19 protein-coding genes are annotated in these 19339 nt (G+C 32.1%); 8 read left to right on the plus strand and 11 right to left on the minus strand.

The features are described from left to right. Nucleotides 1-696: 696 nt before the first annotated feature. The 6 genes from ACP7BT_RS11305 (at nt 697) to agrA (ending at nt 5825) form a co-directional block, all read left to right on the plus strand. The gene (locus tag ACP7BT_RS11305; RefSeq protein WP_069821659.1) at nt 697-1326 is read left to right on the plus strand and encodes a nitroreductase family protein; all 630 of its coding nucleotides are present in this window, start codon (nt 697-699) and stop codon (nt 1324-1326) included. Nucleotides 1327-1496: 170 nt separating this feature from the next. Next, a complete protein-coding gene (locus ACP7BT_RS11310) occupies nt 1497-2282 on the plus strand; it encodes a carbon-nitrogen family hydrolase (RefSeq protein ID WP_011302730.1) in 786 nt (261 codons plus the stop codon). A gap of 759 nt (nt 2283-3041) precedes the next feature. Continuing rightward, a complete protein-coding gene (locus ACP7BT_RS11315) occupies nt 3042-3611 on the plus strand; it encodes an accessory gene regulator AgrB (RefSeq protein ID WP_041079872.1) in 570 nt (189 codons plus the stop codon). A 2-nt stretch (nt 3612-3613) separates the two neighbouring features. Beyond that, nucleotides 3614-3775: a cyclic lactone autoinducer peptide AgrD gene (gene agrD / locus ACP7BT_RS11320; RefSeq protein ID WP_002482783.1), complete on the plus strand. Its 162-nt coding sequence runs from the start codon at nt 3614-3616 to the stop codon at nt 3773-3775. 25 nt (nt 3776-3800) lie between these two features. Beyond that, a complete protein-coding gene (gene agrC, locus ACP7BT_RS11325; RefSeq protein ID WP_041079873.1) occupies nt 3801-5096 on the plus strand; it encodes a quorum-sensing sensor histidine kinase AgrC in 1296 nt (431 codons plus the stop codon). Between the two features lie 12 nt (nt 5097-5108). Beyond that, entirely contained in the window at nt 5109-5825 is a 717-nt protein-coding gene (gene agrA / locus ACP7BT_RS11330) for a quorum-sensing response regulator AgrA (protein ID WP_002482781.1), read from the plus strand. Nucleotides 5826-5901: 76 nt separating this feature from the next. On the opposite strand, the gene ACP7BT_RS11335 is transcribed toward agrA, so the two are convergent. The 6 genes from ACP7BT_RS11335 to ACP7BT_RS11360 form a co-directional block, all read right to left on the minus strand. Continuing rightward, on the minus strand, nt 5902-6870 hold the full coding sequence (locus ACP7BT_RS11335; protein ID WP_002482780.1) for a carbohydrate kinase family protein: 969 nt from the start codon (nt 6868-6870) through the stop codon (nt 5902-5904). Then, on the minus strand, nt 6867-8351 hold the full coding sequence (locus tag ACP7BT_RS11340; protein ID WP_041079874.1) for a sucrose-6-phosphate hydrolase: 1485 nt from the start codon (nt 8349-8351) through the stop codon (nt 6867-6869). The genes ACP7BT_RS11335 and ACP7BT_RS11340 overlap by 4 nt, the downstream gene beginning before the upstream one ends. Nucleotides 8352-8436: 85 nt before the next feature. Further along, nucleotides 8437-9390, minus strand: coding sequence for a LacI family DNA-binding transcriptional regulator (locus ACP7BT_RS11345; RefSeq protein WP_002482778.1), 954 nt, complete (start codon nt 9388-9390; stop codon nt 8437-8439). Between the two features lie 145 nt (nt 9391-9535). Next, the gene (locus ACP7BT_RS11350; protein ID WP_002482777.1) at nt 9536-9760 is read right to left on the minus strand and encodes a sulfurtransferase TusA family protein; all 225 of its coding nucleotides are present in this window, start codon (nt 9758-9760) and stop codon (nt 9536-9538) included. 21 nt (nt 9761-9781) lie between these two features. Then, nucleotides 9782-10870 carry a YeeE/YedE family protein gene (locus tag ACP7BT_RS11355; RefSeq protein WP_037538082.1) on the minus strand — a complete coding sequence of 363 codons (1089 nt, stop codon included), beginning with the start codon at nt 10868-10870 and terminating at the stop codon, nt 9782-9784. A gap of 215 nt (nt 10871-11085) precedes the next feature. After that, on the minus strand, nt 11086-11733 hold the full coding sequence (locus tag ACP7BT_RS11360; RefSeq protein WP_002482775.1) for a redox-sensing transcriptional repressor Rex: 648 nt from the start codon (nt 11731-11733) through the stop codon (nt 11086-11088). A 145-nt stretch (nt 11734-11878) separates the two neighbouring features. Between ACP7BT_RS11360 and ACP7BT_RS11365 the strand changes: the two genes are divergently transcribed. Both ACP7BT_RS11365 and ACP7BT_RS11370 read left to right on the plus strand, forming a co-directional pair. Beyond that, on the plus strand, nt 11879-13807 hold the full coding sequence (locus tag ACP7BT_RS11365) for an ABC-F family ATP-binding cassette domain-containing protein (RefSeq protein WP_069821660.1): 1929 nt from the start codon (nt 11879-11881) through the stop codon (nt 13805-13807). Nucleotides 13808-14171: 364 nt separating this feature from the next. After that, nucleotides 14172-15773, plus strand: a complete 1602-nt coding sequence (locus ACP7BT_RS11370) for a MutS-related protein (protein ID WP_426303773.1) — start codon at nt 14172-14174, stop codon at nt 15771-15773. Nucleotides 15774-15882: 109 nt separating this feature from the next. Here ACP7BT_RS11370 and ACP7BT_RS11375 read toward each other — a convergent pair whose 3' ends face one another. The 5 genes from ACP7BT_RS11375 to tsaE all read right to left on the minus strand — a co-directional run bounded on the left by ACP7BT_RS11375 (nt 15883) and on the right by tsaE (nt 19015). Continuing rightward, nucleotides 15883-16305, minus strand: a complete 423-nt coding sequence (locus ACP7BT_RS11375) for a VOC family protein (protein ID WP_002482772.1) — start codon at nt 16303-16305, stop codon at nt 15883-15885. Nucleotides 16306-16452: 147 nt separating this feature from the next. Beyond that, nucleotides 16453-17481, minus strand: coding sequence for a tRNA (adenosine(37)-N6)-threonylcarbamoyltransferase complex transferase subunit TsaD (gene tsaD / locus ACP7BT_RS11380; protein WP_002482771.1), 1029 nt, complete (start codon nt 17479-17481; stop codon nt 16453-16455). After that, nucleotides 17474-17938 (minus strand): ribosomal protein S18-alanine N-acetyltransferase, encoded by a 465-nt coding sequence (rimI, locus tag ACP7BT_RS11385; protein ID WP_426303774.1) that lies wholly within the window; start codon nt 17936-17938, stop codon nt 17474-17476. Before rimI ends, tsaD begins: the two co-directional genes overlap by 8 nt. After that, nucleotides 17911-18573 (minus strand): tRNA (adenosine(37)-N6)-threonylcarbamoyltransferase complex dimerization subunit type 1 TsaB, encoded by a 663-nt coding sequence (gene tsaB, locus ACP7BT_RS11390; protein ID WP_069795162.1) that lies wholly within the window; start codon nt 18571-18573, stop codon nt 17911-17913. Before tsaB ends, rimI begins: the two co-directional genes overlap by 28 nt. After that, complete coding sequence (gene tsaE / locus ACP7BT_RS11395) at nt 18554-19015, minus strand: tRNA (adenosine(37)-N6)-threonylcarbamoyltransferase complex ATPase subunit type 1 TsaE (RefSeq protein ID WP_041079879.1); 462 nt, start codon at nt 19013-19015, stop codon at nt 18554-18556. Before tsaE ends, tsaB begins: the two co-directional genes overlap by 20 nt. Between the last annotated feature and the right edge of the window lie 324 nt (nt 19016-19339).

The raw sequence follows: 19339 nt of genomic DNA on the forward strand, positions 1-19339 counted from the left end.
CTGTTTATCTTCTTTTCCATTTTGTTTATCTGGATCTTCGGCTGACTGTTTATCTTCTTTTCCATTTTGTTTATCTGGATCTTCGGCTGACTGTTTATCTTCTTTTCCATTTTGTTTATCTAGATCTTCGGCTGACTGTTTATCTTCTTTTTCGTTTTGTTTATTTGGATCTCCGGTTGATCGTTCTTCGTCATTCACTTCACTCGTGTTATCTGTTTGTTCAGTTGCTCTAGTTTGACTATCAGATACTTTTTGATTGCTAGGAAGTGACACATTATTAGAACGGTCTACATCACTGCTTTGATCATTTTTATTTGTATTTTTACTATTTTTAGTTAATACATCATTATCATCCTTAATAACTGATGAACTATTATTTTGCGCATTTTTATCTAATTCATTTTCTTGCTGTTCTATTGCTTGTGTCGGGTGCGCAACTATAGACGTACTTAAAGCAATAGCAAAACTTGATATCACAAATTTATGAGCATTATACCGCTTCACATCATCACCTCCATTAAAAAACAAATATATTTATGTACAGTATATAGAAAATACTATACTTTTTCATTAAAAGTTGGTTTTTGAAAGAAAATATTAATACTTTTGAAATTTTATGTAAAATCTATTTACAAATAAAGATATAATAATTATACTAGGTATATAAAATAAATTGACTTGAAGGAGATTTTTCACATGGGATTATTTACAAAAAATGCTTCAACATTAGAAACTTTTCAAAATGCAATTGAAACAAGACGTTCTATTTACAGTTTAGAAAAAGAAATTTCTATATCTGATAAAGAAGTTGAGGATATTATTGAACATGCCATTAAACATGTACCATCTTCATTTAACTCACAATCTACACGTATCGTTTTATTATTAAATGATAATCATGATAAATTTTGGGACATTACTAAAAGAGAACTTAAAAATGCAATGGGTCCAGATCGTGAATTCCAAGCAACTGCTGACAAAGTTGATAACTTCAAACATTCGCACGGTACAATTCTTTATTTTGAAGACCAAGACGTTGTTGAAGGATTACAAAATCAAATGCCAAACTATGCTGAAAACTTTGCTGTTTGGTCAACTCAAACAAATGCAATGCACCAATTTGCTGTTTGGACAGCATTAGGAATAAAAGGTATCGGAGCATCTTTACAACATTATAACCCACTGGTAGATGTTGCAGTTACAGAGGCTTTCGATATTCCTAAAACTTGGAAACTTGTTGCACAAATGCCATTTGGTAACATTCGTGACGAAGCTGGAGAAAAAGCATTCCAAGATGTTAAAGATCGTTTCTTAGTTAGAAAATAATAAATTAACCTGCGATTCATCGTTTTCTATAAAATTAACGAGGTTCGGACATAGATGATATTGTCTAACCTCGTTTTTTTTATCAAATAAATTATTCAAACAGTGCTTACTTTGAGTTATCAGAATTTTTTTAGTATATTGGGACAAACAGCTTTTAAGGGGCGATGAATATGAATATAGAAATTTTTCAATTTAAAGTAGAACCAGCAAATACAGAATTAAATGAAGAAACAATTGCTACTTGGTTTTCTAACTATGTTACATCACAAACAGATGTCGTTGTATTACCTGAAATGTGGAATAACGGATATGCCCTACCACAACTTCAAGCATTATCTGATAGCCGATTGTCTCGTAGTTACGAGTTTATTTCTAAACTTGCAATAAAGTATCAGGTTGATGTTATTGCTGGATCTGTTTCAAATGCAAAAAGTAATGAAGTATATAATACTGCCTTTGCCGTTTCAAAATACGGAAAACTTTTAAATAACTACGATAAAGTACACTTAGTACCCATGTTGAATGAACCTAGCTTTTTAAATGCAGGTAATGCTGTGCCTGAGCCATTTAATTTATCGAATGGTGCGAGAGTCACACAAATCATTTGCTACGATTTACGTTTCCCCGAATTATTACGTTATCCAGCACGTAAAGATGCACAAATTGCTTTTTATGTTGCACAATGGCCATTAGTCAGATTAGATCATTGGATTGCGCTATTAAAAGCACGTGCTATTGAAAATGATATGTATGTCATTGGATGTAATGGATGTGGAGATGATGGTCAAACGGAATACGCAGGTAATTCTATCGTCATTAATCCTAATGGCGAAATATTGTCACAATTAGGTTATAAACCTGACCACATAACTTGCGAAATTGATTTGGAGGAAGTTGACAAGCAAAGAGACACTATTCCAGTGTTTAAAAATTTACGACCACATTTATATAAATAATAAAAAACCGTGAGCTTGGGAGGGACTCACGGTTTTTGTAACTTATTATTAAGGGAATGTTTTTACAGTTATTTCTCTATCTATTTTTGGGGATGTTAGTAATTATGAAAAAATTTAGTGAATTTACCGATTTAAAATGATAAATTGAATGATGTTTACGATAACTTACATGTTAAAACTTTAAATTGTCTCTGTTATAGACAATGTTAAAATGATATTTGAATTGAGACTGGGAATGTTCTACAAATTCAAATTAGGGATTGCTTAATTTGCTTAAGCGCGTTGTGTACCTGAAAGTATTATTTTACGAAATCACTAATTACTGCTGAGAAATGGTTTGTCACTACATCAGCCTCCTCTTGTTTGTAATCAATTAATTGAAAAAACGAGTACTAATTGTGTAACTATAACAACTATACGAAGAAAGTACAGTTACAAAGATTAGTGTGTTCATTAGACCCCTGCTCAAAAGTCTAACCAACTTCATCATTCAAACAAAAATTTCAAACAAAATTTGATTAAATGATTTGTAAAATGTAATCACTTCTTTGTGATACAAGTACATTTAACCATGATTTTTCTACTTAGAGTTAAAAATTCCCTAACTCGACAAAATTCGTGCCTAAATGTTTTTAAAAATATGATAAAATTAGTCAGATAAGATTTTCAAACAGTTAGGAATTCAAAATATACAGTTAAGCAATAAGACGCATAAAACTTAATTACAATTGTATAATACGAGTAAGGAGAGAAACCAACATGGTAAAATTTATAGATGCTAAAATAGACAATTTTGCTAAACAACTGCAACAACGAAATAACTTGGACCGTATTGAATATTTAAAGATGCGTTTAGGTATGCAAGTTGTCGTAAATAATTTCTTTAAAACAATTGTTATTTATGGTGTTTCACTCCTTTGCCATATGTTTTTATACACACTAACTGTTCATTTAACATTTTTTTTAATTAGACACTTTGCGCATGGCGCACACGCTAAGAATTCTTTACTTTGTTATATACAAAGTGTAATTTATTTTGTTTTACTACCTTGGATAGTCGGGTATGTACAAGTGTCATCTCTAATTATGTATACTTTAGCACTAGTTGGATTAATCATAATTAGTATATATGCACCTTCTGCTACTAAAAAGCAACCTATACCTGAACGACTAAGAAGAGGTAAAAAAATTAAAGCAATATGTTTAACATTAATCTTTTTATTAATTTCGCTCTTTTTAAATGAGCCCTACCAGCAATTAATGTTATTAGGTATTGTGATTATATCTATTTTGCAGTTCCCGATATTTTTCCCTAAGGAGGATTATTAATAATGAATGTTATAAAATCTATTTCAAAATCTATTTCAAAATCTATTTCAAATTATTTCGCTAAAGTCTTTGCTTCTATAGGTTCAATATCTACTATCAATCCTTGTTTTGGTTATACTGATGAATCTGAAATTCCAAAAGAATTAACAGATCTTTACGAATAATAGTTATGTAGAAAGTGTGTATAATATGACATTTTTTTATTCTTTGTTTTTCTCATTATTACAAGCAATTATTATATTTTACAATATGAAACTTATTAGCGGCATCCGCTATACTAAAAGGGATTTTATTTCAATTATTGGAATAATAATCCCTTCAACCATTTTGTTTTTTATTTTTTCTTCTGCATCTGTTATATTTTTATTTTTTACAAGTACAATTCTTATGTATTATAAAAACAAATTTATAGGAGTTGTTACTTCATTAATCTGTTTTTTCATTTTATACATGGCTAACTTTACAAGTTTATGGTTAAGTAGTGTGATTGTAAATGCAATTGGTATTGATAGTGTTTATATGCTATTTGTAGCTATTTCATTCACTATATTCTCCATAATTTACGCTTATATAGCAAAATTCTTTATTAAACAATTATCAGTTTCAGACTTATCGTTAAATAAAATATATTTAACATTAGTTAGCCTATTTTTATTAACTATCTTAGGTCTAATTTACTTTTATTTACCTAATAGAGAGATGTCTTTTGGTGATGCAAAATTCATTTCGATTATGTATGCAGTTGTCATTATCACCACTGCTATTCTTATCATTACAATTTCTTTTAGCATTATTCGCCAAATACAATACAAACGTAATATGCAAGAAATTGAGAATTATTATAAATACACATTACAAATTGAAAAAATTAACCATGAGATGCGCAAATTCAGACATGACTATGTCAACATCTTATCTACTTTATCTGATTTTATTAGAGAAGAAGATATGAATGGACTTAGAAAGTATTTTCGATCTGAAATACTTCCAATGCAAGATAGCATGCAAATGAATGCAATTAAAATCAATGGTCTTGAGAACTTACATATTCGAGAAATTAAAGGACTGCTAACAACAAAGATATTACAAGCACAAGAAAAAAGTATCCGTATCAGTATAGAGGTACCTGACCCAATTGAAAAAATTGAAATGTCAACGATTAATTTAAGTAGAATTATTGGTATTATACTGGATAATGCGATAGAAGCTTCAGAAAAAATTGAAGATGATCCATTGATACGTATCGCGTTTATTAAAAACGAAGATGATTCTGTTATGTTCATCGTTATGAATAAATGCGAACCAAATATGCCAAAAGTTCATACCCTTTTCCAAGAAAACTTTTCTACAAAAGGAAAGAATCGTGGTCTCGGTTTATCTACTCTGAAGGAATTGACGGATTCCACAACAAATGTTTTATTAGATACAACCATTGATAATAACTACTTTATCCAAAAGGTAGAAATTTTAAATTCTGATTCATAAGGATGTGTAACTGTGAAAATATTCATTTGTGAAGATGATGAAAGACAACGTGAGCACATGGTTTCTATTATTAATAACTACATCATGATTGAAGAAAAGCCAATGGAAATCGAAGTTGCCACTGCTGATCCTTATGACATCTTAGAACGCTCTAAGAACCTCAATGATATTGGGTGTTATTTTTTAGATATTCAGCTTGAAGCTGATATTAATGGTATCAAACTTGCTAGTGAGATTCGTAAACATGATCCTGTAGGTAATATCATCTTTGTTACAAGTCACAGTGAGTTAACTTACCTAACATTTGTCTATAAGGTAGCCGCGATGGATTTCATTTTTAAAGATGATCCAGATGAATTAAAATCAAGAATTATTGACTGTCTTGAAACTTCAGAATCAAGATTGAAGCTTCTTTCAAAAGAAAGTAGTGTTGAAACAATTGAATTAAAACGTGGAAGTAATTCGATTTATGTCCAATATGATGATGTTATGTTCTTTGAATCATCTACTAAATCGCATCGATTGATTGCACATCTTGATAATCGTCAAATTGAGTTTTATGGCAATTTAAAAGAATTAGATCAACTTGATGAGCGATTTTTCAGATGTCATAATAGCTTTGTCGTCAATAGACACAATATAGATTCTATTGACTCTAAGTCACGTGTTGTCTATTTTAAAAATAATGAACATTGCTATGCATCTGTTAGAAATGTCAAAAAAATATAATATACATAAAAAAGCCAAACCAATAGTCATTACTGACAAATGGTTTGGCTTTCTTTTTTGATTGCTTCAACAATTCCTATTTAATATTTAATGCTTCTTTCACTTTGTCTAGTGAAGGGATACTTTCTATTGCACCGTATTGCGTCGTGACGATAGCAGCAACATAATTACTAAATTCTAGGATAGCATGCCCCTCACTCTTCAGTAACTGGATTATATCTCGCTCATTACTATCCAATAATCTACTAATCACCGCACCAATAAATGCATCACCAGCACCTGTCGTATCAATCGCCTTCACTTTATAGCCTTGCTCAACAATTGTTGTTCCATCCTTTAAGTAAATTGCAGCACCTTCTGCACCTTTGGTATAAATAACCGCTTGGACATGTCCTTGAAATAGCCATTGAATTGCTTGGCTCTCATCTTCATATCCTGTCACAAATGACAGTTCTTCATCGGAAATTTTGATGATATCTGCAAAAGGTACAAATGCTTGAATTGCTGATTTACAATCCGCTTCACTATCCCATAACGGTAAACGCACATTAGGATCAAATACAACTGTCCCATTAGCATGTCTAACTTTTTCAATTAGGGCTTTATGGGCCATTTTCATCGGACTATCTACGAGGTCTACTGAACAAAAGTGTAGTATATCTTGTTCCGTTACTTCTATTTGACTCACTTGTTCTTCATTATATAGCATATCTGCCGAAGGCTTACGATAAAATGAAAAATCCCTTTCTCCCTCTTTAGTTAAACTTACAAATGCGAGCGCAGTATTCGCTTCAGATGAACGTTTCAAATATTGCGTACCGACACCCAAATCTTCTAATGTTTCTACGATAAGATCACCGAAAGCATCTTCTCCTAATTGGGTAATCATTTCTGCCTGACCACCTAATTTTGTCGTAGTACAAGCAACATTACAAGGTGCCCCACCAACTTGTCTCGAAAATCCTTCTACATCTTTGAGTTTAGAATCTGTTGTATTAGGTATAAAATCAATTAGTGCTTCACCTATTGCGAGTAGACGTCTCATTGTGTATCACCTTTCAAATCATATTTTGTAAATCGTAAGTATACTTGTCCTGATTCTGTTGATGTTTTAATGCCAGTTGCATCTTCTCCAGAAAATATTCTAGAGGACATCACTCGTTCTCCATCGTTACAGAAAATTTCAATACTTGAAGTATCTACATATAACTGTAACTGCGATAAAGGTGTATCTAAATAAGTACTACGAGACGTACCTTCTACAGGATTAGGCAATGGTCCACTTTCACTTCTATCAAATGTTAATTTTTGTTCTTTAGTATTATACGTAATTAGCGACGTCTCCGTTTTACTCGTTCTCACTTCAAAGTATACTTCTGTTGCTTCATTTTCCAAAATATCAATAATTAATTCAAACTGTTTACCTTCATATGGATGTAACTGTTTCGTAAATTTATTAGCATATCCCAAAGCAGTTTCTTCATTTGAACGTAACTTTTCTAGTGCTTTAATCGGACGTTGTTTTAAATTACCTTCGTCTACTGTAAGTACACGTGGAATAGTTAAACAATGTGCCCATCCGTCTTCATCAGTTGGATAATTAATTTCTGGTAAGCCCATCCAACCAATGAGTATACGCTGTCCTTGTTCATCTAAAAATGTTTGTGGCGCATAAAAATCAAATCCATGATCTAACTCATGAAAATCACCATGATTCATAGTTAATTGATTCATATCATATTGTCCCATGATGTAGCCTGATTGATAAATATTTCTAAACTGATCCCCTTCAGCGTCAATACCTTGTGGACAGAATAATAACATATCATATCCATTTAAATTGAAATAATCTGGACATTCCCACATAAAACCAAAATTATCTAAATTTGTTTGTATTTCACCTTGGAATTCCCAATTAACAATATCTGAGGATCGATATTGTAAAATACGACCTTGCTTGTCAATATTTTGTGCAGCAATTACAGCATAATATGTACCATCTTTTTGATAAACTTTCGGGTCTCTAAAGTGTTGCGTGTAACCAAAAGGTGGTGCTGAAATGACAGGCTTTGGAAATTTTTTTATTTCTCCATTCTTTGTCATTTTTGCTATCTGTTGGGTAGAAATTCGATGCCAATCTTCATCGCGATGATTCGCAGTATACATATAATATAAATGCTGGTTATATTCAAATGCACTACCACTATATACACCATGACTATCGTCGTTTGTATCTGGTTTGAGTGTTGGTCCTACTGCATTAAAATGAATAAGATCTTTACTCGTATATGTATACCAATATTTTAGTCCATGCACTGGTCCTAATGGGAACCACTGATGTGATATATAATAATTACCATTAAAATATATCAATCCATTTGGATCATTAAGTAAACCTGATTTAGGTTGTATATGAAAAGTTTGTCTGTATTTAGATTGATTAACACGTTCTGTTAATTCAGCTAAATATTGTTGATCTGCGTCTTCATATTTTTGATAACGTGCTTCCTTTGTCCACTCTACCATTTCGAGCTTCCTCCTAGTTTCAAGTAATTCATTGTCATTTTTGGTACCGGTTCCATTTATTCATATTTATAATATCATGTTTCGTTTAATTTTTAAACGAATGGTCAATTTCAATAGTGATTTGTTTTTCTACGTCTTTATGTTGTATTAATTGATTTAATTTTTCCATAGCAACTTCTCCTGCATAATCAAAAGCATATCTCACCGTATGTATAGATGGCGAAACAATTTTTGTAACTGGATCTCCACCAAAACCAACGATATATTTAGACATATGATGTTCCGAATTATATTTATGAACAGCTAAAGCTATCGAATCAGTCCCCCCTACGATGGCATCAAAATGTGGATATTTTTGTAATACGCTAGCTACGTCTGGTTTGGCTTCTTGATAGTTAAAAGATGTTATCGAAATACTGGGCTCAATACCATGAACTTTAAGTCCATCGATAAATCCTTGCTTTCTATATATACCTACAGCCGTATCTGTCTCCGTAACACCAAAAAATTGAATATCCTTATAGCCCTGTTTTCCCAGTGTATCTCCAACAAGATAACCAGCTTGATAATCATCGTGAACAATACAATGTAATTGTTCATGAGTTTGACCAACAATGATCACAGGTACATTGATTTTATGAATCACTTCTAAATGTTTATCTGTAATATCTGTGGCCATAAAGATAATCCCGTCCACTTTACTTCTGTAAAAAGTCTCTAGTGCATCTAGTTCTAAATCTGAATTCAAATTGGTGTAATTAAGCAATAGCCTATAATTTTGTTTATCGCATATCGTTTTAACACCTTTAATCGTTTCATCAACTGCAAACGAATTCATTCTTGGTATGATAGCGCCTATCATATTTGTACGATATGCTCTTAAGCTTTGTGCGAATTGATTCGGCTGATAATCATGTTCATGTATGATTTTATCTAATTTTTCTTTTGTTTTCATACTTACCGAGCCATCATTTAAATATCTAGAAACTGTACTTTTAGAGACACCGGCTAGTTTTGCTATATCATCAATATTTTTCATAGTTTCTCACTCTCATTACTTCACTATTATGAACAATATCAATTCTATCATAATGGAATCGCTTTAAATACTATTTAAATTAAAAACCAATTTGCTTCAATCAAGGTATACTACCTTAGATTAAACAAATTGGTTTAATGTATATTTAAGCTTTTTGAATTGTAATCGTCCATGAAGCATCGTCTAATTGTTCGTAATTCGTTACGGGGTAACCTTGCTCTGCTGCCCAGTTAGGTAATGCTTCTGTTGCTTGTGTACAATCGAAGTCAATTTTTAATTCTTCACCATTGTCTAATGTATTCATTTTCTTTTGTGCTTCTATTAATGGAAATGGACAAACCATTCCAACTGTACCTAATTCATGTACCATATCGTATTACCTCCATTTTAATTATGATGTTTGCGTTTGTGATGAAACTTTCGTGTTTGAAGTTTGGCTTTGTGCTTTTTTCATTGGTCTAATAAATACAAAATAACTCATTGTCCATGCGCCTAATATCATTGAAGCAAGTGCAATCCAGCCTTTCCATGACATTGTCGCTGTCTCAACTAAACCATTCCCTATAGAGCAACCACCTGCTACAGATGCACCAAATCCCATTAACACACCGCCTATAATACTATTGCGTATTGTTTTTTTATCCGGTAATCTCCATTTAAACTCTTTAGCACCTTTAGCCGCAATATAAGAGCCAAAGAATATACCTAGAACCAGGAAGACACCCCAGTCCAATAATTTCAAGTCACCCGTTACAAAAAATTGTACCAAGTTTGCAGAAGGTGTTGTAATACCTAAACCATACATTCTACCAGTTGATTCACTCACTGGCCATGCGAGCAATGCGATAAGTCCTACTGCGATTGCTGCCACAAATGGGTGATATTTTTTCTCAAATAAATAATGACGTATACCTGTGAATTTTTGCTTTAATTTAGGTACTGCAAATTTTGGTTTTGGTTTACGTAATGTTTTTACTACGAAGAATAAAGTGATTACTATGAGTACAATTACGAAAACCCAGGTTGGAATACCTGTTGTTTGTGACATACTCGTATTTACATTAGTAGGTTTATTTAAACCGTTCATTAATGGTAGTAATAAACCAAATTTTGTTGCGGCGGAAGTAAAAGCATAAGCAATTAACGCCATCCAACTACCGATTAGTCCTTCACCAGCTCTATACCATGTTCCTGTAGCACAGCCACCTGCCATAATAATACCTAATCCAAAAATAAATGATCCAATCACTGTACCAATGATAGGATATGTTGACTCTGGTATTTCAACTAATCCTGTTGAAGTTAATAGCAATAAGCCAATACTTTGTACAGAAATCGCAATTAATAAGGCGTAAAACATTTTGTTACTCTTTTGAATATACATATCCCTAAATCCACCAGCTAGACAAAATCGTGTTCGCTGCATAACAAACCCCAATAGAGCGCCTACGACCAGTCCACTGATAATTAACCATGTCATATCATAACCTCTTTCCCGATAAAATCAATAAGATTAATAATATTAGATTTCGTATAAAATTTCAACCTTACAGTTTCACGAAAATTTATTTTAAAAATCAGCTAGCTTTTAAAATAATTAACAACTCGAAGACAAATAAAAAACTAGCTTTCCATAAATACTTTGTCCACATGGTTATCACATGCCGTATTTATCAAAAACTAGTTCATTACATTTTATTTATGACTATAATTCTTCATAAAGAATAATAAAGATTGCAGTTCTATACCCAAATCAATGTGATGTACTTGTACATCGGATGGCGTTTGTACACGACTAGGCGTAAAGTTCAATATACCTTTAACGCCTGCTTTCACTAATGTATCAGCAACCTTCTGAGCCGCTTCCTCAGGCGTTGTCAGAATAACGACATCTATCTGTTCATGCGATAGTATGTCTGTAATTTTTTCAAATGGACTAACTGTCACTTTCCCTATTTGTGTACCAATGACCTCTTCTCGAATATCAAATGCTTCTGTTATTGTCATTTCATCATGTATTGAGAAGTTATATGTTAATAATGCTTTACCTAAGTTCCCTACACCTACAATTGCAATCTTAATTTCATCGTTTTCGCTTATTTCGTTTTTAAAAAAATGTAATAAGCTATCTATATTATAGCCGTAACCCTTTTTACCTAATTCACCAAAATATGAAAAATCCCTACGTATCGTTGCAGAATCAATGTTTAAGCCTTCACTAATTGCTTTTGAATTAACTCTGTCTATACCTTTTGATTTTAATGTATTGACGAATCTATAATATAACGGTAAACGTTTCAATGTAGCACGAGGAATCTTTTCGCTTTGATTAGCCAAGATCATTTCCCCCTATTTCAATGTCTAATACTGTATAATCTTATAATCACTACAACATTATACATGAATGCATCATAAAAATAAACAATGATAGTTTTAACCACAGCGTGAATACTGTAGAATGATAATTGAATAGAGAGGTGCAAATCGGATGATATTATTACAACTTAATGATTTAACAAAGTCATTCGACGGTGAAGATATTTTTAACAATGTGGATTTCGAAGTCAAAACGGGCGAACGTATTGGAATTGTCGGACGTAATGGAGCTGGAAAATCAACATTAATGAAAATAATCGCTGGCGTCGAAGGGTATGATAGTGGTTATGTATCTAAAAGTAAAAATTTAAAACTTGGTTACTTAACACAACAAATGACCTTAGACACAAATCAAACTGTATTTGAAGAAATGTCTAAGCCATTTGAAGCAATGAAAAAATTAGAACTAGAAATGAAAAAAGAAACGGATTGGCTTGCACAACATGCCAATGAATACGATACAGAAGCATATAAAATACATATTGATCGTTATGAGTCATTATCAAACACATTTGAACAACAAGATGGCTATCAATATGAAAGTAAAATTAAAACGGTGCTACATGGCTTAAACTTCACTGAGTCAGATTTTAATAGACCCATTAATGATTTTAGTGGTGGTCAAAAGACCCGACTATCTTTAGCACAAATGTTACTAAGTGAACCAGATTTATTATTACTCGATGAGCCTACCAACCATTTAGACATGGAAACAACTCAATGGCTAGAAAGTTATTTGAATTATTTTAACGGGGCCATTGTAATCATCAGTCACGATAGATACTTCTTAGATAAAATTGTCACTCAAATATATGATGTAGCACTCGGTGATGTACAACACTATGTAGGAAACTATGCACAATTCATAGAACAACGAGATAAGTATTACGAAAAGCGCATGCAAGCCTATGAAAGTCAACAAGCTGAAATCAAACGCTTAGAAACATTCGTAGAAAAAAACATTGCGCGTGCCTCTACGACTGGGATGGCAAAAAGTCGTCGCAAAAAGTTAGATAAAATCGATCGCATTAATAAACCTATGATTGATGCTAAAAGTACAAATATTCAATTTGATTTCGACCGTAATACAGGTAATGACGTATTCCATATAAAAAATCTAGAGATTGGGTACAATACACCTATTACAAAAGGGATTAATATCGAAGTTACAAAGGGTGATCATATCGCTATTATTGGCCCGAATGGTATAGGTAAATCAACTTTAATTAAAACCATCGCTGGTCTACATGATCAATTAGGCGGCGAAGTCACAACGGGTGCCAATTTAAAAATAGGTTACTATGATCAAAAGCAAGCTGAATTTAAATCAAATAAAACGATCTTAGATTATTTATGGGATCAATACCCTACTATGAATGAAAAAGATATCAGAGCTGTTTTAGGTCGTTTCCTATTCGTTCAAGAAGATGTAAAAAAAATTATTAATGATTTATCTGGTGGAGAAAAAGCACGACTGCAACTCGCTTTATTAATGTTAGAACGTAATAATGTACTCATATTAGATGAGCCTACCAACCATCTAGATATTGATTCTAAAGAGATGTTAGAACAAGCTTTGGATAATTTTAAGGGCACAATTCTTTTTGTTTCACATGACCGTTATTTCATTAATCAACTAGCTAATAAAGTATATGATTTAAATTATGACGGTGGCACGATGTATTTAGGTGATTATCAATACTTCATTGAAAAAGTAGAAGAGCAAGCAGCAATACAAGCGAAAAAAGACTCAGAGAATCCTACTTCACCTGAAATAGAAGCATCAACAACTAATTCTTATATTGATCAGAAAGCTCAGAAACGTGAACAACGTCAAATCGAACGCCAAATTGAAACTTGTGAAGCAGATATTGAGCAATTTGAAGCGCAAATTAATGAAATCAATGAGCAGCTCACATTACCTGATGTATATTCAAACCCTGAAAAAGCGAATGATTTAGCAATATCCAAACAACATACCGAACAAAAATTAGAACAGGTTATGTCTGAATGGGCAGAATTACAAGAAAAGTTAATTTAAACGCTCATCCTATTAAAAAATGAAAGTAGAATTTTCTACTTTCATTTTTTTATTTCATGATTCATCACCAAAACTATTCACACAAAAAAACTTATGATAAAAGCTATCCACAAAGTTATCCTAGTTATCCACAAGTAAAATGTAATGTTTATTTCTATATAAAATTCAGAATTCAATCCCTATCCACACCATTTGCACCGACTTATCCACAAGTTGTGCACTATTTGTTGATAAGTACGCACGTTCCCTATTGACATCATTTTTGTCTCATGTAGTCATAGACAAATCTAGTTTGTGAAACAAATGAGACAATGTCATAATGAACAAGTACAAATTTAAGTTATTGAAAGGAAGTTTTGTAACTATGCCTGCAATTTTATGGTTTATTATTGCATTGATATTAGCCTCCCTATTATTAACAATCATCATGCCTATCATTGAAAATAAAAAATTAATGACAAAGATAAAAATGTTATGGTCAGCACAACGACCATTAGAATCATTCATTAGACCAAATCATAATTATAGTTATCAATTCGATACATATAAGCATAAGCATGATAGCGATGAACTACTCGATGATAAAACCTGGTCCGATTTAAATTTAGATAGTGTGTTGCAAAATATGAATTTTAATTTTACAGCAATTGGTGAAATGAGACTTTTTGCTACATTAAGACAGATGTTTGAAGTAAATAATCAGTCACTCATACATCACTTTAAATCGGATAGTCATTTTAGAAATCAACTGTCATTGCACTTAGCACAAATCGGAAAATCTATTTATCCAATTTTTCCTGATCAAATTGCATTTATAAAACGAAATCACTTTTATATGATTTGTACATATATCCCTATTGTAGGTTTACTTTTATCTTTCATATCACCAAGTGTTGGAATCCCATTAATCATCATTGCTTGTATTTATAATATGATTTTGAGTGGTTTCTTAAAACGGACATTTGAGCAAGATTTAAATTCAATGTTCTATACATCTAATGTTATTAAAAAAGCATATGCAATTCAGCAACTTGAACAAACACCTAGTTTAGATGTTAATTTCAAACATTTTACGACAGCACGTCGTTTTAGTGGATTACTCGGGCGCGTGAATACGAATGATGAAACTTCAATTTTCTCAATGCTTTTTAAATTAATATTTATGTTGGATTACCATTTGTTCCATTTAATTCAAAATAGTTTTAAAACATACGAAGATGAAGTAATGGCCTGTTATGATTATGTAGCAAGTATCGATAATCATTATGCCGTTGCTTTATGGCAAGAAACATTAGATGACTATACCATACCTGAACCATCACAGAATGACTCGATTATATTTGAAAATTTAACCCATCCGCTCATCTCTGATGCAGTACCTAATTCCTTAACGGTAGATCAACATATTTTATTAACTGGTTCTAATGCTTCAGGCAAATCAACATTTATGAAAGCCGTCGCTTTGAATATTGTGTTATCTCAAACAATTCATACTGCAACAGCGCATAAATTTATTTACAAACCAGGGCTTGTTTATACTTCAATGGTTAATCAAGATGATATTTTATCTGGAGATAGTTACTTCATGAGTGAAGTTAAATCGATTAAACGCCTTTTCGATATTCAATCACATAAAAAGATATATGTATTTATTGATGAAATTTTCAAGGGCACCAATACAACGGAACGGAGTGCAGCATCAGAATCCGTATTAACTTATTTAAATCATTTACAATCTTTTAGAATCATTGCAGCTACACACGATATTGAGTTATCCACTTTATTAGAAGATACTTATTCAAATTATCATTTTAATGAATCCATCACAGATAATGAAATCTCTTTTGATTTTAAAATTAAAGCAGGCAAAGCTGATACCAGAAATGCGATTGAATTATTACGCATAATGGAATTTCCAAATCATGTTTACCATCGTGCTAAAGCTAAAGCAAATCATAATAATTAAAAATAGGAGCATATGACGTAATCAAAAATCACTTTGATTACATGATATGCTCCATTACTTAAAAAACACTTATTGAATATTAAGCGTATTTTATAATTTGATATACGACTTATTCTGCATTAATCATCCATGTAATACCGAATGGATCGTTGAACATACCATAAAATTCAGACCATTGCGTAGCACCTAATGGCATCGTCACTTCACAACCAGCTTCAACAGCTTTATCAAAAAATGCTTGAGCAGCTGCTTTATCCGCTTCATTACTATGGTTAAAAGTAAATGTCACGATGACACCACTATTATCAATCTTTTTATTTTTCCACGTGTCACTACAATAAAATCTTTCTCCAAGTATTTCAAAAGATGCATTCATCGTAAAATCTGGAGGTACTTGAAATTCTTCAGGCATATCATTAAACATCTCATTGTCTCCGCTAACACGTTGAATATTTGTTGCTCCTAAATGTTTTTCATAAAAATTTAATGCTGCTAAGCTATTTTGAAAATTGAAATATTGTACAGCTTTCATTTTATTTCTCATCCTTTAAAAATCTTCATCTCAAAAAATTTTATGTTGTTCAATTAATCTAAAATACCTATACCCTTATTTCATTTGTTTAAATTTAACTTACTAACAAAAAAACTGAGATATAAATATCTCAGTTCTTTTATTATTTTATGATTCAATTGAACATTGTTCAATATCCATATGATTGTAACCATTTAATGCCATATCTGCAGTCACACCAGCTTTAAATAAATAATAACCTGCAGCGCCTATCATTGCTGCATTATCTGTACATAGTTTAGGACTAGGTATGGATAAATTGATGTCATTTGACTCACATGCGGATGCTAAATGCGCTCTTAATCCTTTATTACTTGCAACACCACCAGCTACTATAAGTTGATTCACGTTATAATTTTTACATGCCGCTATTGTTTTACCAACCAATACTTCAACGACACTATTTTGAAAACTTGTAGCTACGTTTGCTTCATTTATTGCTTCACCTTTTTGGCGTAAGTTATGCAATTTATTAATTACTGCACTTTTTAAACCACTAAAGCTAAAATCATAACTGTTTTTATCTAACCATACTCTAGGGAAATCGTAACTATCCTCACCATGAGCCGCTAAATTATCTACTTGAGGTCCCCCCGGATAACTTAATCCAATGGTTCTCGCTACTTTATCATACGCCTCACCAACAGCGTCATCTCGCGTTTCACCGATCACTTCAAAGCTCAAATGATTTTTCATATAAACTAATTCAGTATGTCCCCCTGAAACAATCAGTGCGATTAAAGGGAACTGTAATGGCTTTTCTAGATGATTCGCATAAACATGACCAGCAATATGATGAACTGGAATTAATGGTTTATCATAAGCAAATGCAAGTGCTTTTGCAGCATTAATCCCTACCAATAATGCACCTATCAAGCCAGGTCCTTGTGTTACAGCCACTGCATCAATATCATTCATTGTAGTATTGGCACTGTTTAATGCCTCATCAATGGTTGTCGTAATCCCTTCAACATGATGTCTGCTTGCTACCTCAGGGACAACACCGCCAAATCGTTTATGACTCTCAATTTGACTTAATACGATATTACTAAGTATGTTTTTTCCATTTTCAATAATGCTAACACTTGTTTCATCACAGCTTGATTCTATCGCTAATATCAATGTTGTTTCACTCATTTAAATTCACCCACATCACTATTGCATCCTCACCTTCACCATAATAATTTTTACGTTTTCCTCCATATTGAAAACCTAAATTCGTATACACATGTTGTGCTACATCGTTATCAACTCGTACTTCTAAACTCATCACGTCACATTTTGTCTGCACGTAATTCATAGCATACTTAAGTAATAACTGTCCTAACCCGTATCCTCTATATGTTTCATCAATGGCAATTGTGGTAATTTGTGCTTGATATATAACTAACCAAATTCCGATATAACCAATAATTTTTTCATTAAATTCTATAACAAAATAATGAGCAAATTCATTTTGCTCTACTTCGTGATAAAATGCATCAATTGACCAACTACTATCATTAAAACTATTTCTTTCAATATCAAATACTTGTGGCACATCATTTAAACCCATTAAACGAATATTTAATTCTTGTTCTGTTGGTCTAACCAATTTCTCTCTGCCTCTGATATTTTAATATAGTTGGGTTTGAATTGATGAATTTCAGTTGGATGATCAATCAGTGCTTTCATTTCTTTTGCTTTTGGCAAATTAGGTATGCAGTCATGGTTTAATAAATCAGCTAATTTTTCTGTATCTGCCCCTACAAATTTAAAAGGTTCACCTTGTTTATATAGCAATTCCTTTAACATTGTAATCGAAAGATACTGATCTTCAATCAATTGTACTAAATGTCCATTTTGATACTGATATACACCTGAATAAACTGCTTCTCGTCTTGCGTCAAAGACAGGTACAATTAAAATGTTTTCTTCCTTTACTGTAGCTGCTAAGGCTTTTAATGAGGACACACCGTATAACTTCGTATTAAGTGCATATGCCAATGTCTTAGCTACAGTCACACCTATTCTTAAGCCAGTATAAGATCCTGGACCTTCCGCAACAATAATTGCATCAAGTTCCTTTTTATCTAATTGACTTTCTTCTAATATATTAGCAATTGCTGGCATCAATTGAACAGAATGGTTCTTTTTTTCATTTGTATTAAACTCACTTAGTACTTTATCATCTTGCATAATAGCAACAGATAAAGGCTGATTAGATGTATCAATCAGTAGATAATTCACGCAAAATCGACTCCTTAATATCTATATAATGCTTTCCAATAGCGTTCAATTCTATGGTTCTTTCTGTAGGGCTTATAGCTTTAATATCTAGTGTTAGTGACGTTACAGGAAGGTATTCTGAAATAAATTGACTCCACTCTATTAATACAATCGCTTGATCTTCAAAATATTCATCAAAGCCTAAATCTTCTTCCGTATTTTCTAATCTATAGCAATCCATATGGTGTAATTTCAGATGACTACCTTGATAAGATTTTATGATATTAAAAGTAGGAGAATTAATATTTCTCTTCACGCCCAATGCTTTGCCTATAAACTGACTTAACGTTGTCTTACCCGCACCTAAATCACCATTTAACAAAATCACATCACCAGCGGATAAATATTTTGTTAAAATGCCAGCAAATGTTTCCATATCTTCTAAATTTTTAATTTTTATCATTGGCCTCTCCTTTTTAAAGCAACTTCACAATTTATTGTGAATAGTTGCTTTTATGCATGAGCTTTTGCTCAAGTATTCTGCTAACATGATTTGGTTAGCGACATTTATGCATAAGCTTCAGCTCAGGTATTCCTTCATTAAATTTATTGTGCGTAGCTGATTTTCTTATTTAATATGAGTTAGCTTATGAATAGCCTTGTCATTTACTAACGGTTTTATATATATCTTAAAATTAACTACTCTAGTTTAACAAATTTTTCCATATAATACTTCAAAGTGAAACAAGTTCCTTTAATTTTGAAATATTTGAATTGACAGAAAAAT

Origin of the sequence: Staphylococcus sp. Y174-1 (assembly GCF_049897865.1) — a bacterium.
GTDB classification, from domain to species: domain Bacteria; phylum Bacillota; class Bacilli; order Staphylococcales; family Staphylococcaceae; genus Staphylococcus; species Staphylococcus saprophyticus.

Coding starts and splice junctions, on each gene's coding strand:
- ACP7BT_RS11375 (WP_002482772.1), bottom strand. CDS start 16,305: ATGAAAGCTGTACAATATTTCAATTTTCAAAATAGCTTAGCAGCATTA.
- ACP7BT_RS11360 (WP_002482775.1), bottom strand. CDS start 11,733: ATGATCTTGGCTAATCAAAGCGAAAAGATTCCTCGTGCTACATTGAAA.
- ACP7BT_RS11370 (WP_426303773.1), top strand. CDS start 14,172: ATGCCTGCAATTTTATGGTTTATTATTGCATTGATATTAGCCTCCCTA.
- ACP7BT_RS11345 (WP_002482778.1), bottom strand. CDS start 9,390: ATGAAAAATATTGATGATATAGCAAAACTAGCCGGTGTCTCTAAAAGT.
- ACP7BT_RS11305 (WP_069821659.1), top strand. CDS start 697: ATGGGATTATTTACAAAAAATGCTTCAACATTAGAAACTTTTCAAAAT.
- ACP7BT_RS11355 (WP_037538082.1), bottom strand. CDS start 10,870: ATGACATGGTTAATTATCAGTGGACTGGTCGTAGGCGCTCTATTGGGG.
- tsaE (WP_041079879.1), bottom strand. CDS start 19,015: ATGATAAAAATTAAAAATTTAGAAGATATGGAAACATTTGCTGGCATT.
- ACP7BT_RS11365 (WP_069821660.1), top strand. CDS start 11,879: ATGATATTATTACAACTTAATGATTTAACAAAGTCATTCGACGGTGAA.
- tsaD (WP_002482771.1), bottom strand. CDS start 17,481: ATGAGTGAAACAACATTGATATTAGCGATAGAATCAAGCTGTGATGAA.
- ACP7BT_RS11350 (WP_002482777.1), bottom strand. CDS start 9,760: ATGGTACATGAATTAGGTACAGTTGGAATGGTTTGTCCATTTCCATTA.
- ACP7BT_RS11315 (WP_041079872.1), top strand. CDS start 3,042: ATGGTAAAATTTATAGATGCTAAAATAGACAATTTTGCTAAACAACTG.
- agrC (WP_041079873.1), top strand. CDS start 3,801: ATGACATTTTTTTATTCTTTGTTTTTCTCATTATTACAAGCAATTATT.
- ACP7BT_RS11335 (WP_002482780.1), bottom strand. CDS start 6,870: ATGAGACGTCTACTCGCAATAGGTGAAGCACTAATTGATTTTATACCT.
- agrD (WP_002482783.1), top strand. CDS start 3,614: ATGAATGTTATAAAATCTATTTCAAAATCTATTTCAAAATCTATTTCA.
- ACP7BT_RS11310 (WP_011302730.1), top strand. CDS start 1,497: ATGAATATAGAAATTTTTCAATTTAAAGTAGAACCAGCAAATACAGAA.
- ACP7BT_RS11340 (WP_041079874.1), bottom strand. CDS start 8,351: ATGGTAGAGTGGACAAAGGAAGCACGTTATCAAAAATATGAAGACGCA.